Below are 14,588 nucleotides of genomic sequence, written 5' to 3' on the forward strand. Positions count from 1 at the left end.
CAGGCTTCAGCAGCGGTAAATTCAAGCAGTGAGCGTCCGGTTAGTTCAGCATTCATGTGCTAGCCTGATAGTGTTAATTCCGCACCGCAATCAACAGCCCCAGCTCCTTATACCGCAGATTAAACTTCTTCGCAATAGCCGCATTCGTGAGCGAGCCGCGGTAGATGTACACGCCCGAGCGGAAATGCTCGTTCGTGAACAGCACCTCGTTGATGCCACCGTGCTGGCTGATTTCCTGCAGGATGGGTGTAAATATGTTACTCAGCGCGTTGGTGGCGGTGCGGGGCACGCGCGAGGCCATGTTGGGCACGCAGTAATGCACCACGTCGTACTTGCGGAATACGGGGTTGCTGTGCGTGGTCACCTCGCTGGTTTCGAAGCAGCCGCCCTGGTCGATGCTCACGTCGATGATGACCGAGCCGCTGGCCATGCTGGCTACCATTTCCTCGGGCACCATGAAGGGAATGCGGCCATCCTCCACCGCCAGCGCGCCGATGACCACGTCGGCCCGGCGGATTTGCTGGCTCAGGGCGAAGGTATCCAGCGTACTGGTGTACAATTGCATACCCAGGTTGTGCTTGAGGCGACGCAGCTTGTAAAGGTGGTTGTCGAACACTTTCACCTCGGCCCCGAGGCCGGTAGCGGCGCGGGCGGCGTACTCAGCCACCGTGCCCGCCCCCAAGATGACCACCTGCGACGGCGGCACCCCCGTAATGCCCCCCAGAATGATGCCCTTGCCCTCGTTGGAGCGCGCCAGATACTCGGCCGCAATCAGCATCACCGTCGAGCCCGCGATTTCGCTCATGGCCCGCACCACCGGGCGCGCCCCACTAGGGTCTTTCATGAACTCAAAGCCGATGGCGTTGATTTTCTTGCGCATCAGGGCCGCGATGTATTCGGCGTTCAAGGCCCCCATCTGCATGGCCGAAATCAGGGTCTGGTTGGCGTGCATCAGCTCGATTTCGTCGAGTGTGGGCGGGGCCACTTTCAGCAGAATATCAGCCTTGTACACTTCCTCGGCCGAGTAGGCAATGGTGGCCCCGGCTTCGGAATAGTCGTGGTCGGCGTACTTGCTGGGCTCGCCGGCGCCGGCTTCCAGCACCACCTCGTGCCCGGCCGCTACCAGGTGCTGCACGGCTTCGGGCGTGAGGCCGATGCGGTTTTCCTGGAGCGAGGTTTCGCGCGGCAAGCCGATGAAGAGCTTGCGCTTGCGCGTTTCCACGGCCAGCATCGATTCCTGCGTGAAATAGGCGCGGCTCGTCGCCAGGGATTCAAAACCAGAGGGTAGCTGTTCGGCCATATTGAATTAAAAATTATAAATTAAGAATTAAAAATTGGTGGTTACTAGCCCTTGGGCGTTGAAGACGTTCGGCAGGTCTTCAATTTTTAATTATTCATTCTTAATTCTTAATTAAACCCCGGACCTCCCGACGTTCATCCGGCAGCACCACCACGTTGACTTCCAGATAAGGCGGCGGCAGAAGCCTGGCCACGCGGGCCGGCCATTCCACTAAGCAAAGATACCCCGAATCGAAGTACTCCACGGCCCCGATGCGCTCAGCTTCCTCCGGCGAATCAATCCGGTAGAAGTCAAAATGATATACAGGCTTATCACGGGCGTCGCGGTACTCGTTGACCAAAGCAAAGGTGGGGCTGCTCACATCGTCGGCCACGCCCAGCTCGGCGGCCAGGGCGCGGATGAGCGTGGTTTTGCCGGCGCCCATTTCACCCTCGAAGGCTACGACGGAGCAGTTGCTGTCGGCAATTACCTGGCGTAGCTGCCGGGCGGCTTCAGGCAGCGCCGACAAGCTCGGAATGGAAATAACAGGAATACTCATGCGACCACAAAAATACGGCGGCCCGGCCCGTCAGCCGCCCCTACACCCGCGCCTCAGGCCGTAACTTGCAGCCCCGACAGTCGGGCCCCACGGTCCGGTTTACTACTACCTTACTTTCCCTCATGCAAGTATCCCAAATGGCGGGCAGCCTCATTGGCTCCGAAATCATCAAAATCGGCAGTGAAGTCAACGAAATGATAAAGCGGGGGCAGGAAATCTGCAACCTGACCATCGGCGACTTCGACCCCTCCATTTACCCGATTCCCGCCGGCCTGGCCGAGGGAATCACGGCTGCCTACCAGGCCCACCACACTAACTACCCGCCCGCCAACGGCATCGCCGAGCTGCGCCAGGCCGCCCACGATTTCCTGAAAGCCCGCCTGGGCCTCGACTACCCCACCAACGATTTCCTGGTGGCCGGCGGCTCGCGCCCGCTCATCTACGCCACCTACCGCGCCCTGATTGATGCCGGCGACCGGGTAGTTTTCCCGGTGCCCAGCTGGAACAACAACCACTACTGCCACCTCACCGGGGCCACGCCCGTGGCCGTGCCCACGCGGCCCGAAAACCAGTTTATGCCCACCGCGGCCGAGGTAGCCCCGCACCTGCCCGGCGCCACACTGCTGGCCCTCTGCTCGCCGCTGAACCCCACCGGCACCACGTTCTCACGGCAGGATTTGGAGGACATCTGCGACCTCGTCATCGCCGAAAACCAGCGCCGCGGCCCCGATGAAAAGCCGCTCTACGTGCTCTACGACCAGATTTACTGGCTGCTGACCTTCGGCAACACCCAGCACTTCGACCCGGTAAGCCTGCGCCCCGAGCTGCGGCCCTACGTCATCTACATCGACGGCATTTCCAAGTGCTTCGCCGCTACCGGCGTGCGCGTGGGTTACGCCTTCGGCCCGGCCAACGTCATTGACAAGATGAAGTCCATCTTGGGCCACGTGGGAGCCTGGGCGCCCAAAGCCGAGCAGGTGGCCACCGCCAAATTCCTGCCCGACGCCAGCGCTGTCGATACCTACCTGCACGACTTCAAGGGCGAAATCCAGACCAGCCTGCAAACCCTCTACGACGGCCTGCAAGCCCTGAAAGCCGACGGCTTGCCCGTCGATGCCATCGCGCCCGCCGGAGCTATCTACCTCACCGCCAAGCTCGACATCCTGGGCCGCACCGCGCCCGACGGCCAGGTGCTGACCTCGACCAAAGAGGCCACTTCGTACCTCATCCACGCAGCCGGGCTGGCGGTAGTGCCGTTCAGCGCCTTCGGCTCGGGGGCGGCAGAGCCGTGGTTCCGCATGTCGGTAGGGGGCGCTTCGCTGGCGTCGATTGAGGCGGCACTACCACGGCTGCGGGCGGCGCTGGAGCAGTTGAGCTAACAAAATTCCACTCCATTTGGACCAACTACTATATGTGGCTTTGGTCCCTCCCGGTTGTCAAGTAGCCGCCAGTACTCGTGGTATTCATCATTTTTCGAATAACTCGGAAAAGCGCTAAATACCAAGTCCTGACTTAGAAACAAGGAGAATCCTCCGTACGCGTCTGTTTCTACAGCTTCTACTATTTTACTCTGTATTAGAAGTTGCTGTAGCCTGACATCACGCAGGTTATTACCAATTATTTCCCAGTCAAAATCTTCATCAGCATCAGAGATTCCGTCAGCAGGCTCATACAAATCAGAGCTACCGACCAATAATTTCTCGCTGCTTGTGATTCGCCACGGACACTGCAAGTGCAGAGCAAATTCTCCAATATTGTATAGCTCGCCTGAACGGTCAACAATTGCCTGTTCGCCGAACTTTAGACATTCCATATCAGCTGCCCTGGTAGAACCAGTTAGCATCAGTCCGACAAGTTGCCGGAGGCTATGGTAGGTTTGTTCTTTCATCGTGTAAATAAAAGCGGCAAGCTTCTTTCGAGGCTTGCCGCTTTTGTATATCAGAAAAGTGGTTTTTATCCCTTCGCCGTCAGCGTCACATACGGAATAATGCACTCTTCCAGCGAGATACCACCGTGCTGGAAGGTATCCTTGTAGTAGTTCACGTAGTAGTTGTAGTTGTTCGGGTAGGCAAAGAAGTAATCGCCGAGCGTGAAGACGTAGGCGGTCGATACGTTTTCGCGGGGCAGGAAGATGCGCTCCGGCTTACGCACCACGTACACGTCGCGCGAGTCGTCGAAGCCCAGGTTTTTGCCGTGCTTGTAGCGCAGGTTGGTGTTCGTATTACGGTCGCCCACAATCTTATACGGCCGCTTTACGCGAATGGTGCCGTGGTCGGTGGTGATGATGAGCTTGCCTTTTTTCTCGGCAATGGTTTGCAGCATCTCGTACAGCGGCGAGTGCAGGAACCACGAGCGGGTGATGCTACGGTAGGCCGACTCATCGGCCGCCAGCTCGCGAATCATGGCCATGTCGGTGCGGGCGTGCGAGAGCATGTCCACGAAGTTGTACACGATAACGTTGCACTTGTACTGGTTGTGCAGATTGCTCATCTTGCCCAGCAAGTCCTTGCCGGCCTGCAGGTTGGTTACCTTGTGGTAGCTGTGCTTGTATTTCTGGTTGTTGCGCTGGAAATTGATTTCCATGAACTCCGCCTCGTGCAGGTTTTTGCCCTCGTCGTCGTCGTCGTTCACCCACAGGTTGGGGTATTTTTTCTGGATGTCGCCGGGCATCATGCCCGAGAAAATGGCATTGCGGGCGTAGGCCGTGGTGGTGGGCAAAATGGCGTAGTACATCTCCTCACTATCCACCGTGAACATCTCGGTAATAATGGGTTCGAGCACCTTCCACTGGTCATAGCGCAGGTTGTCGATGAGCACGAAGTACACCGGCGTGTCGCCGGTCGCCTTCAGCGTCGGGAATACCCGTTCCTTGAAGAGCTGGTGCGACATCAGCGGCGCGTTCTTGTCGTCGCCGTTCACCCAGTCCTCGTAGTTCTCGGTGATGAAGCGGCCGAAGTAAGTATTGGCTTCGTCCTTCTGCATGTTGAACACCTCGGCCATGCTCTTCCCCTCGGTTTCATTGATTTCCAGCTCCCAATACACCAGCTTTTTGTACACGTCAGCCCACTCCGAAGGCGACAGCCGGTCGGATAGCTGCATACCAAGCTGGCGGAAATCGCGCTGGTAGCCCGAGTTGGTAGCCTCGGTTACGAGGCGCTTGTTATCCAGCACCTTCTTCACCGACAGCAGAATCTGGCTGGGATTGACGGGCTTAATAAGGTAATCGGCAATCTTGGCACCGATGGCCGACTCCATGATGTGCTCCTCCTCGCTCTTGGTAATCATCACCACCGGCACCGTCGGCCGGATGGCCTTGATTTCGGTCAGCGTTTCGAGGCCGGTGAGGCCGGGCATGTTTTCATCCAGGAAAACGATGTCGTAGGTCTGGTCCTGAATCTGCTCGATGGCGTCGGCGCCGCTGTTGACGGGCGTCACGTCGTAGCCTTTTTCCTTGAGAAACAGGATGTGCGGCTTGAGCAGGTCGATTTCATCGTCGGCCCAGAGGATGGTGGTTTGCATAGGAAAAGCTTGGGTACTGAAATTTACAAGGGAAGCAGCCGCGTCTGAACGGGCCACCAGGCAGAAATATTGTCGAACATGACCCGGCAAAGGGTCGTAGCTTCGCAATACCGTTATTGACGGGTTTCGGCCGTAAATGTTGCTCTTATTCGCTACATCGCCGCCGTTTTCCGCCCTCCCCAAGCCTTCCGCAGTGAATAAAAAGAAGATTTTTAACGACCCGGTTTATGGCTTCGTCACGATTCCGACGGAGTTCTTATTTGACCTGATTGAGCACCGCTATTTCCAACGCTTGCGGCGCATTCAGCAACTGGGTCTCACGGGGTTTGTGTATCCGGGGGCGCTACACACGCGCTTTCACCACGCGCTGGGAGCTATGCACCTGATGTCGCTGGCCCTGCGCACCTTGAAGGACAAGGGCACCAAAATTTCGGCTGCCGAGGGCGAGGCGGCGCTGGCCGCCATTCTGCTGCACGACGTCGGCCACGGCCCTCTCTCCCACGCCCTGGAAACGGCTATTTTTCAGGATGTGCCGCACGAGCAGCTCTCGCTTTATCTGATGCAGCGGCTGAATGTGAAGTTTAAGGGCAAGCTCGATTTGGCCATTGCCATGTTTCAGGGTAGCTACTCGCGGCCGTTTTTTCATCAGCTGGTGAGCAGCCAGCTCGACATGGACCGCCTCGATTACCTCAACCGTGACTCCTTTTATACCGGCGTGGCCGAGGGCCGCCCCGGCGCCGACCGCCTCATCAAAATGCTGCAGGTGGTGAACGAGCGGCTGGTGCTGGAAGAAAAAGCCGTGTATTCGGTGGAGAATTTCCTGGTGAGCCGCCGCCTGATGTACTGGCAAGTGTATCTGCACAAGACGGTTACCAGCGCCGAGCAGATGGTCATTCGGGTAGTGCAGCGGGCGCGCGACCTGGCCCGCCAGGGCGTGGAAGTGCCTGCCAACAGCTGCCTGGGCTACTTTTTGGGCCGGGCCGTCACGCTGCTCGACTTCGAGCGCGACGATAAGATTCTCAACCACTTCGTGGAGCTCGACGACTACGATATCTGGTCGGCCATCAAAAGCTGGGCCGGACACCCCGACAAAGTGCTCAGCTACCTGGCCAAGAGCATTCTGCACCGCAACCTGCTGAAAATCGTGCTGGCCCCCGAGCCTTTTGATGAGGATTTTCGCCTCGGTATCCAGGAGCTTATTGAGGAAAAATTCGGCCTGCCGCCCGAAGAAGCCGCCCTGCTTATGATTCCCGGTCGCCTGAGTAACAGCGCTTATAATGCCAGCGGTGAGCCCATCGAAATTCTTACCAAGAAGGGCGACATCGTGAATGTGATGGATGCTTCCGATTTGCCCAATATCCGGGCCCTGAGCCAGCGGGTCGAGAAGTTCTACATCTGCTACCCGAAGGAAATTATTTAAGCCGTTAGCTATTGGCTGTTAGCCGTTAGCTTTTTTACTGAGCGAAAGCTAACGGCTAACAGCTAGTCGCTAACAGTTCAAGCAAGTTACTTTTGCTTCATATGGAATTCACAGTTCAGCAAATTGCGGAAGTGCTGGGCGGCACCGTCGAAGGTGACCCGACGCTAGGCATCTCCAGCCTCGCCAAAATCGAAGAAGGTCAGGCCGGCTCGCTTTCCTTTCTATCGAACGCGAAGTACGAGCAGTTTTTATACACCACGCAGGCCACGGCCGTCATCGTGGCCCGCACGCTCGAGTTGCGCCAGCCCGTGCGGGCGGCTTTGGTACGCGTCGACGACCCGTATTCGGGCTTTACCAAGCTGCTGGAGTTCTATGCCCAGGCCACGCGCACCGGCAAGCGCGGCGTGGAGCAGCCTGCCTATCTGGGTGAAAGCTCGGAAATCGGGCCGGGCCACTACCGGGGGGCTTTTTCCTACATCGGCGAAAACTGCCGGATTGGGGCCAACGTGCTGATTTTCCCGCACGCCTTTATCGGCGACCGGGTGCGCATCGGCGAGGGCAGCATCATCCACGCCGGGGCCAAAATCTACGCTGACACCGTGATTGGGAAGTATTGCGTGGTGAAGGCCGGCGCCGTGGTAGGCACCGACGGCTTCGGCTTCGCCCCGCAGGCGGATGGCTCTTATAAGGCTATTCCCCAGATTGGTAACGTGGTGCTGGAAGATTTCGTGAGCATCGGGGCCAATGCCACGGTTGACTGTGCCACGATGGGCTCGACTACCGTGCGGCAAGGCAGTAAGATTGACAACCTGGTGCAACTGGCGCACAACGTGGAGATTGGACGAAATACGGTGATTGCCGCGCAAGCGGGAATTTCCGGTTCCAGTAAGGTAGGCGACAACTGCATGATTGGCGGCCAGGCCGGTTTGGTCGGCCATATTCAGCTGGCCAATAAAACGACCATCACGGCCCAGTCCGGAGTGCAAAAAGCAGTGAAGGACGAAGGCCAAGTGCTGCAGGGCTCGCCGGCCTTCAACCTGCGCGACAGTCTGCGCGCCAATTCTGTTTTTCGTCGCCTGCCGGAGCTGCTACGCCGCGTGGATGAACTTGAAAAGGCGCAAAACGCGCCGGAAAAGCCCTAGCTTTGCGGTAAGGTTTAGCTGTTAGCTAATAGCTGCTAGCTGTTAGCACCTCACAGCCAGCCTCAAAAGCTAATAGCTAACAACCAGTAGCTAAGGGCCGTATAAAGGCCCCGCTAACAGAATGAACGACAAGCAACACACCATCAAGGCTCCCGTGACCGTGCGCGGCATCGGGCTGCACACGGGCGTTGAGGCCACGATGACCTTTTGCCCGGCGCCCGTCAACCACGGTTTCAAGTTTCAGCGCATCGATTTGCCAGGCCAGCCCACCGTCGATGCCGACGTGGACAACGTGGTGGACCTCTCGCGCGGCACCACCATCGAGCAGAACGGCGCCCGCGTGAATACCGTGGAACACACTTTGGCCGCACTGGTAGGCTTGCAGCTTGATAATGTGCTCATTCAGCTCTCCGGCCCCGAGCCGCCCATCATGGATGGCTCCTCGGCCGAGTTCATTAAGGCCCTGCACACCGTGGGCATGGAAGAGCAGAACGCCCTGCGCAACTACTACGAAATCCCGGACACGATTCGCTATGTCGACAACGCCCGGGGCGTCGAAATCGCGGCCCTGCCCCTCTCCGACTACCGCCTCACGGTGATGGTGGACTACAACTCGCCGGTGCTTGGCTCCCAGCACGCTACGCTGGCTGATATCAACCAGTTTGAGGGCGAAATTGCCTCGTCGCGCACCTTCTGCTTCCTGCACGAGCTCGAATATCTCTACAAATCGAACCTTATTAAAGGTGGCGACTTGTCGAATGCCATCGTGGTGGTGGACCGCGTGGTGAGCGAAGACGAGCTCAGCGACCTGGCCACGATGCTGGGCAAGCCCCGCGTATCGGTGCGTAAGGAAGGCATTCTCAACAACGTAGAGCTGCGCCACAAAAACGAGCCCGCCCGCCACAAGCTGCTCGACATGGTAGGCGACCTGGCCTTGGTCGGCCGCCCCCTGAAAGGGCAGATTCTGGCCGCCCGGCCGGGCCACGCGGCCAACGTGGCTTTCGCCAAGAAAATCAAGAAGCGCATGCTGGAAGAGCGCACCAACCCGGTGCCGCAATACGACCCCAACCGCGAGCCGGTGCTGGACGTGAACCAGATTATGGAGCTCCTGCCCCACCGCTACCCCTTCCTGCTGCTCGACAAGGTGATTCACCTCGACGACCAGGCTGTGACGGCGGTGAAAAACGTGACCATCAACGAGCCCTTTTTCCAGGGCCATTTCCCCGGCAACCCGGTGATGCCCGGGGTGTTGCAAATCGAGGCCATGGCCCAGACCGGCGGCATCCTGGTGATGAACACCGTGCCCGACCCCGAAAATTACTGGCAGTATTTCCTGGGCATCGAAAACGCCCGCTTCCGCAAGCGGGTGCTGCCCGGCGACACGATAGTGTTTCACTGCCAGCTACTGGCGCCCATCAAGCGCGGCATCGCCAAGATGCGCGGCCAGGCTTTCGTGAACGGCAAAGTGGTGTGCGACGCCGAGATGAGCGCCGCCATCGTCCGCAAGGACGCTTAAATTTTAAGTTATGAGTTAGGAGTTATGAGTTATGAATTGGCAGCCTTGCTCTTGCGCCAACTTCAATTAACTCATAACTCCTAACTCAAAACTCATAACTCACCCCAGAATGATTTCCCCCCTTGCCTATATCCACCCCGATGCCCGCCTTGCGCCGGGGGTTTCCGTTGACCCGTTCACGACCATTGCTGCGGACGTGGAAATCGGGGAAGGCACCTGGATTGGGCCCAACGTGACCATCATGGATGGCGCGCGTATCGGGGCGCACTGCCAGATTTTTCCGGGCGCCGTGGTGGCGGGCATTCCGCAGGATTTGAAGTTTGCCGGCGAAAAAACCACTGCGCATGTGGGTGACCACACGGTGCTACGCGAGTACGTGACCGTGAACCGCGGCACCGTGGACCGCGGCGAAACCCGCGTGGGCGCGCACTGCCTGCTACAGGCCTACGTGCACGTGGCCCACGACTGCCTCATCGGCGATAACTGCGTGATTTCGGGCGCTACGCAGATTGCCGGGCACGTCACCATCGGCGACTGGGGCATCATCGGCGGCGGCACGCTGGTGCAGCAGTTTGTGAGTATCGGGGCGCACGCCTTCGTGGGTGGCGGCTCGCTGGTGCGCAAGGACGTGCCGCCCTACGTGAAGGCCGCCCGCGAGCCCCTCACCTACGCCGGCATCAACTCAGTGGGCCTACGCCGCCGGGGCTTTGGCGACGAGCAGGTGTACGCCATCCAGAACCTCTACCGCCTGTTGTACCTGGCCGGCCTGAACACCCAGGAAGCCCTGGCCCGCATTGAGGAGGAAGTGCCGGTATCGGCCGAGCGCGACTTTGCCACGGACTTCATCCGGGCGGCCAATCGGGGCATCATCAAAGGGCCCAGCAAGCGCAAGCGCGACGACGAAGAAGGAGAATAACTGTACAACGAACAATTGGCAATGAGCAACGAACAATTAGGTTCGGACTGCTCACTGCTAGTTACTCATTGTTCATTGCTCATTGCCAATTGTTAATTGACGCCAACGGCCTGGGAAAACGCTTTCAGCGCGACTGGATTTTCCGGGGGCTGACGCGGGCCTTCCGGCCAGGCAGCGCCACGGCCGTGCTCGGGCCGAACGGCGCCGGCAAAAGCACGCTATTGAATACCATTTCGGGTCAATTGCTGCCTACTGAAGGCACGTTAAGCTACTCGCTGGCTGGCCGCCCTGTGGCGGTAGAAGACGTGCCGCGCTACCTGGCTTACGCCGCGCCCTACCTGGAACTCCTGGAGGAGCTGACGCTGCTGGAGCTGCTGCGCTTTCACACCCGCTTCAAGCCCTTGCGGCCGGGCTGCACCATCGAGAGCCTCATCAGCATCATGTACCTGGAGCCGGCGCGGCAGCGGCTGGTGCGCGAGTTTTCGTCGGGCATGAAACAGCGGCTCAAGCTGGGCCTGGCCCTGTACGCCGATGCGCCGCTGTTGCTGCTCGATGAGCCGACAACTAACCTCGACGCCACTGGCGTGGCCTGGTACCAGGAACACGTGCGGGCCACCCGCGCCGGGCGCACCCTGTTGCTCAGCTCCAATGTGCCGGCCGAGTACGATTTCTGCGACGAGCAGCTGCTGGTGACGGATTTTCAGTCGGGGCCGAAGGAGCGCTAGGATTTGGCGGCAGGCGTGTATTTTTGATAAATGCAACTTGCAGTTTTATGAGCGCACAACCTAACTACCGCCACTACATCACGGAAGAAGAATACTTAGCCGCTGAGCGTCAGGCTGAGTTCAAGAGCGAATACCTGAACGGTGAGGTTTTCGCGATGGCAGGAGCCAGCTATGAGCACAATCTGATTACCGGCAATCTGGTTACCAGCCTGAACAATCGTCTGGGCGACCGCAACTGCACTGTACAGGCTAACGACATGCGCCTTCAGGTTTCGGAAGCGGGGCTTTACACGTACCCGGATGTATCAGTGGTGTGCGGCGAACCACAGTTTCGGGACAAGGCCTACCTTGACACCCTTCTGAATCCGGTGGTACTGGTAGAAGTAATGTCGCGTAGCACTAAAGGATTTGACCGGGCTGGGAAACTTCAATTTTATCGCAGCATTCCCAGCTTGCGGCACTACTTGCTGGTAGCTAGCAACGCCGTTAACGTGATGAGTTACTCCCGGCTTGAGGACGATATCTGGCGCATTGCGGACTATACCGGGTTAACCGACCTCATCCCCCTCACGGCCCTCGACCTGGAGCTTCCCGTGGCCGAAATCTACCGCAAGGTGCCCCTGCCCGAACGCTCCGCCCAAGCCTGATTTGTATCAAAAAAAACCGGCCGCGCACTTAACCCAACTCCGCGCCGCCGCGTATCTTCGCCGCCTACTTCATCCCTTGTTTCACCCAACTATTTTACCGCCCCGGCCATGAAAAGCTACGACGACCTGGACGACGACCTGCTCGACGACGACGATAACCTGGACTCCTACGCCAGCAAAGGCGGCGCCAAAGCCGCTGGCAACGAAGAAGAACGACTCTCGGCCAAATACGCCGACTACCTCATGTGGCGCGACACCGGCTCGAGCCACGACGAAGCCCTCGACCTAGCCAGCATGAGCGAGGAAGAATTCACGGCCGCCGAAGCCGCCGAAGCGGACTCCGACCGCGGCGGTTTCACCTCGCTCGACGACGATGACGATTTCGGCGACGACGATGAGGACGACGATAGCTACGGCGGCAGTTCGCGCGGCGGCGGCCGCCGCAGCAGCTTCGACGATGACGACTATTAAGCTCAATGAACAATTGGCAATGAGCAATTAATTGTTCAGCCATTGCTGCTCACAGAAAAGGCCTTTCTTCCGAAAGGCCTTTTTTAGTGTGCTACTTCATGGCAACAGACAATTGTTAATTGCTCATTGCCAATTGTTCATTGTTTATTGAATTAGCCTTTGAACCCAAATACGCGCTTGAGAATCTCGGAAGTGCGGGCCGCCGGGTTTTTGCGGATTTTAGCTTCCTCATTGGCCAGCAGCACGAACAGGCCGTCAACGGCTTTCTGGGTGGTGTAAGCCGAGAGGTCGGTTTGCACGGGCGTCATCAGCGGGATGCGGTTGTACTGGCTGGTCATCTTCTTGTAGGCACTGCCGGCGCCCACCTGGTCGATGGCGGCGGTGATGTCGGGCTTGAAGGCGGTTACCAGCTGGGCCTCGGTGGCTTTGCGCAGAAACTGGGTGGCCGCATCGGTGCTGCTGCTGGTCACGAGCGAGAGGGCATCGGTGAGGCTGATGTGGGCCAGGGCGTTGAGGAAAATATCCTTGGCCTTGGGAGCGGCGGCTTCGGCGGCGCGGTTGAGCTGGGTTTCGAAGGTTTCGATAAGTGTAGGCATGCCGGGGAATTTGCTCAGGGTGGCTTTCATGAGCATGGCATCCTCGGGCCAGGGAATGTGGATGTCGTCGTTGAGGTTGAAGCCGTCGGGCTCGGAGGCAAATTCGACGGCTTTGGTGATGCCCTTGGTGAGGGCTTCCTTGATGCCGCTGGCGGCTTCGGTTTGGGTGAGGGGCTTGGCGGCGGCGGCCGCTGCGGCAGCCGCAGTGGCTTTATCGGCCGCGGCTTTTTCGGCGGCAGCCTTGGCGGCCGCAGTTTTAGCGGCGGCCGCTTTGGCAGCGGCGGCTTTTTGGGCGGCGGTGGTGGTTTTGGTGGTGGTGGTGGTTTTCTTGGTGGTGGTAGTTTTCTTGGTCTGGGCCTGGGCGGCGGGGGTGCTGGCGGCCAGCAAACCAGTGAACAAAAGCGCCGAAGCGAGGCGGGTAAACATGGAAAAACGACTGCGGCGGGAAAACCGGATGGCCCCTGTGGCTGTCCTATGGGCCGCCGCGTGTGCAATTTGTACACAATTTTGCTGCCATTCCAACTTTTCCCGCCATGCCCTCCCCTCCCGACGTTGAAATCATGACCATTGGCGACGAGCTGCTCTACGGGCAGGTCGTCGATACCAACTCCGCCTTCATGGGCCAGGAGCTGGCCAAAATAGGCCTGCGGGTGCGCCAAATCAGCTCCGTAAGCGACCGGGCCGACGAGATTGTAGCTGCCCTCGACCAGGCCCGGCAGCGGGCGCAGGTGGTGCTCATCACCGGCGGCCTCGGCCCCACCAAAGATGATTTGACCAAGCACGTACTGGCCCGCTATTTCGGCAGCGAGCTGGTGATGCACGAGCCCACCCTGGCGCACGTCACCGAGTTCTTCCGCAAGTTCAACCGGCCCATGCTCGACGTGAACCGCCAGCAGGCGCTGGTGCCGGCCGCCTGCGAGGTGCTCTTCAACGCCGTGGGCACGGCCCCCGGCATGTGGTTCGAAGACCAGGGCACCGTATTCGTGAGCATGCCCGGCGTGCCCTTCGAGATGAAAAAGCTCATGCTCGACCACGTATTGCCGCGCCTGCAAAGCCGCTTCGAGCTGGCCCCCATCGAGCACGTGGTAGTAATGACCGTGGGCCTCGGCGAAAGCTTCCTGGCCGAAAAAATCGCCGACTGGGAAAACGCCCTGCCCGCCAACGTCAAGCTAGCCTACCTGCCCACCCTGGGCAGCGTGCGTCTGCGCCTCACCGGCACCCAGGACGGCCGCCCCGACCTGCGCCCCCGCATGCTGGCCCTGCTGCCCGCTCTTCGCGAGCACATCGGCGACTACATCTTCGCCGAGGAAGAAACGAGCCTCGAAGCGGCCATTGGCCGGCTACTGCTCGACAAAACCCTCACCCTGGGCACCGCCGAAAGCTGCACCGGCGGCCTGGTAGCCCAGCGCATCACTAGCGTGGCGGGTGCCTCGGCCTACTTCCTGGGTGGCGTAGTGGCCTATTCCAATGGGTTGAAAACCCAGCTGCTGGGCGTGCGCGAGGAAACGCTGGCCGCCCACGGCGCCGTGAGCGAAGCAGCCGTGCGCGAGATGGCTGAGGGTACCCGCGCCCGCCTGGGCGTGGCGGTGGCCGTGGCTACCAGCGGCATCGCCGGCCCCGGCGGCGGCACGCCTACCAAGCCAGTGGGCACCATGTGGCTGGCCTGCGCCACGCCCGGCGGTACCGTTACCCGACAAATCAATTTCGACCGGGGCCGCGACCTGAACGTGAGCTACACCGCCCAAAGCACGCTGGCGCTGCTGTGGCAGCAGTTGCGGGCGCTGTAGCGACGCAATAG

14 protein-coding genes are annotated in these 14,588 nt (G+C 59.4%); 9 read left to right on the top strand and 5 right to left on the bottom strand.

What is annotated here, in order from left to right; translation table 11 throughout:
- Positions 1 to 73 precede the first annotated feature (73 nt).
- Both Q5H93_RS03825 and tsaE read right to left on the bottom strand, forming a co-directional pair.
- The gene (locus Q5H93_RS03825; RefSeq protein ID WP_305005163.1) at positions 74 to 1,300 is read right to left on the bottom strand and encodes an alanine dehydrogenase; all 1,227 of its coding nucleotides are present in this window, start codon (positions 1,298 to 1,300) and stop codon (positions 74 to 76) included.
- Positions 1,301 to 1,400: 100 nt separating this feature from the next.
- A complete protein-coding gene (tsaE, locus tag Q5H93_RS03830; RefSeq protein WP_305005164.1) occupies positions 1,401 to 1,838 on the bottom strand; it encodes a tRNA (adenosine(37)-N6)-threonylcarbamoyltransferase complex ATPase subunit type 1 TsaE in 438 nt (145 codons plus the stop codon).
- Between the two features lie 122 nt (positions 1,839 to 1,960).
- On the opposite strand from tsaE, the gene Q5H93_RS03835 reads away from it, so the two are divergent.
- A complete protein-coding gene (locus Q5H93_RS03835; RefSeq protein WP_305005165.1) occupies positions 1,961 to 3,217 on the top strand; it encodes a pyridoxal phosphate-dependent aminotransferase in 1,257 nt (418 codons plus the stop codon).
- Here the strand turns inward: Q5H93_RS03835 and Q5H93_RS03840 are convergent.
- A complete protein-coding gene (locus Q5H93_RS03840; protein WP_305005166.1) occupies positions 3,214 to 3,726 on the bottom strand; it encodes a hypothetical protein in 513 nt (170 codons plus the stop codon). The two genes, Q5H93_RS03835 and Q5H93_RS03840, sit on opposite strands and share 4 nt — an antisense overlap.
- Positions 3,727 to 3,791: 65 nt before the next feature.
- Entirely contained in the window at positions 3,792 to 5,357 is a 1,566-nt protein-coding gene (gene porX / locus Q5H93_RS03845; protein WP_305005167.1) for a T9SS response regulator signal transducer PorX, read from the bottom strand.
- 193 nt (positions 5,358 to 5,550) lie between these two features.
- Here porX and Q5H93_RS03850 point away from each other — a divergent pair, with 193 nt between their 5' ends.
- From Q5H93_RS03850 to Q5H93_RS03880, 7 genes are all read left to right on the top strand, one after another.
- Positions 5,551 to 6,777, top strand: coding sequence for an HD domain-containing protein (locus tag Q5H93_RS03850; protein ID WP_305005168.1), 1,227 nt, complete (start codon positions 5,551 to 5,553; stop codon positions 6,775 to 6,777).
- 101 nt (positions 6,778 to 6,878) lie between these two features.
- The gene (lpxD, locus tag Q5H93_RS03855; RefSeq protein WP_305005169.1) at positions 6,879 to 7,919 is read left to right on the top strand and encodes a UDP-3-O-(3-hydroxymyristoyl)glucosamine N-acyltransferase; all 1,041 of its coding nucleotides are present in this window, start codon (positions 6,879 to 6,881) and stop codon (positions 7,917 to 7,919) included.
- Positions 7,920 to 8,040: 121 nt separating this feature from the next.
- Positions 8,041 to 9,435 carry a bifunctional UDP-3-O-[3-hydroxymyristoyl] N-acetylglucosamine deacetylase/3-hydroxyacyl-ACP dehydratase gene (locus tag Q5H93_RS03860; RefSeq protein WP_305005170.1) on the top strand — a complete coding sequence of 465 codons (1,395 nt, stop codon included), beginning with the start codon at positions 8,041 to 8,043 and terminating at the stop codon, positions 9,433 to 9,435.
- A 109-nt stretch (positions 9,436 to 9,544) separates the two neighbouring features.
- On the top strand, positions 9,545 to 10,351 hold the full coding sequence (gene lpxA, locus Q5H93_RS03865) for an acyl-ACP--UDP-N-acetylglucosamine O-acyltransferase (RefSeq protein ID WP_305005171.1): 807 nt from the start codon (positions 9,545 to 9,547) through the stop codon (positions 10,349 to 10,351).
- An 89-nt stretch (positions 10,352 to 10,440) separates the two neighbouring features.
- The gene (locus Q5H93_RS03870; protein WP_305005172.1) at positions 10,441 to 11,076 is read left to right on the top strand and encodes an ABC transporter ATP-binding protein; all 636 of its coding nucleotides are present in this window, start codon (positions 10,441 to 10,443) and stop codon (positions 11,074 to 11,076) included.
- Positions 11,077 to 11,123: 47 nt separating this feature from the next.
- Positions 11,124 to 11,723: a Uma2 family endonuclease gene (locus Q5H93_RS03875; protein ID WP_305005173.1), complete on the top strand. Its 600-nt coding sequence runs from the start codon at positions 11,124 to 11,126 to the stop codon at positions 11,721 to 11,723.
- 108 nt (positions 11,724 to 11,831) lie between these two features.
- Positions 11,832 to 12,194, top strand: a complete 363-nt coding sequence (locus Q5H93_RS03880; RefSeq protein WP_305005174.1) for a hypothetical protein — start codon at positions 11,832 to 11,834, stop codon at positions 12,192 to 12,194.
- 152 nt (positions 12,195 to 12,346) lie between these two features.
- Here the strand turns inward: Q5H93_RS03880 and Q5H93_RS03885 are convergent, their stop codons facing one another.
- The gene (locus tag Q5H93_RS03885) at positions 12,347 to 13,216 is read right to left on the bottom strand and encodes a DUF4197 domain-containing protein (RefSeq protein WP_305005175.1); all 870 of its coding nucleotides are present in this window, start codon (positions 13,214 to 13,216) and stop codon (positions 12,347 to 12,349) included.
- 107 nt (positions 13,217 to 13,323) lie between these two features.
- On the opposite strand from Q5H93_RS03885, the gene Q5H93_RS03890 reads away from it, so the two are divergent.
- Complete coding sequence (locus tag Q5H93_RS03890) at positions 13,324 to 14,577, top strand: competence/damage-inducible protein A (protein WP_305005176.1); 1,254 nt, start codon at positions 13,324 to 13,326, stop codon at positions 14,575 to 14,577.
- Positions 14,578 to 14,588: the final 11 nt, after the last annotated feature.

The sequence above is a fragment of the Hymenobacter aranciens genome (assembly GCF_030580865.1).
GTDB classification, from domain to species: Bacteria; Bacteroidota; Bacteroidia; order Cytophagales; family Hymenobacteraceae; genus Hymenobacter; species Hymenobacter aranciens.

Coding starts and splice junctions, on each gene's coding strand:
- tsaE (WP_305005164.1), bottom strand. CDS start 1,838: ATGAGTATTCCTGTTATTTCCATTCCGAGCTTGTCGGCGCTGCCTGAA.
- Q5H93_RS03835 (WP_305005165.1), top strand. CDS start 1,961: ATGCAAGTATCCCAAATGGCGGGCAGCCTCATTGGCTCCGAAATCATC.
- Q5H93_RS03875 (WP_305005173.1), top strand. CDS start 11,124: ATGAGCGCACAACCTAACTACCGCCACTACATCACGGAAGAAGAATAC.
- Q5H93_RS03860 (WP_305005170.1), top strand. CDS start 8,041: ATGAACGACAAGCAACACACCATCAAGGCTCCCGTGACCGTGCGCGGC.
- Q5H93_RS03880 (WP_305005174.1), top strand. CDS start 11,832: ATGAAAAGCTACGACGACCTGGACGACGACCTGCTCGACGACGACGAT.
- lpxD (WP_305005169.1), top strand. CDS start 6,879: ATGGAATTCACAGTTCAGCAAATTGCGGAAGTGCTGGGCGGCACCGTC.
- Q5H93_RS03840 (WP_305005166.1), bottom strand. CDS start 3,726: ATGAAAGAACAAACCTACCATAGCCTCCGGCAACTTGTCGGACTGATG.
- Q5H93_RS03885 (WP_305005175.1), bottom strand. CDS start 13,216: ATGTTTACCCGCCTCGCTTCGGCGCTTTTGTTCACTGGTTTGCTGGCC.
- porX (WP_305005167.1), bottom strand. CDS start 5,357: ATGCAAACCACCATCCTCTGGGCCGACGATGAAATCGACCTGCTCAAG.
- Q5H93_RS03890 (WP_305005176.1), top strand. CDS start 13,324: ATGCCCTCCCCTCCCGACGTTGAAATCATGACCATTGGCGACGAGCTG.
- Q5H93_RS03825 (WP_305005163.1), bottom strand. CDS start 1,300: ATGGCCGAACAGCTACCCTCTGGTTTTGAATCCCTGGCGACGAGCCGC.
- lpxA (WP_305005171.1), top strand. CDS start 9,545: ATGATTTCCCCCCTTGCCTATATCCACCCCGATGCCCGCCTTGCGCCG.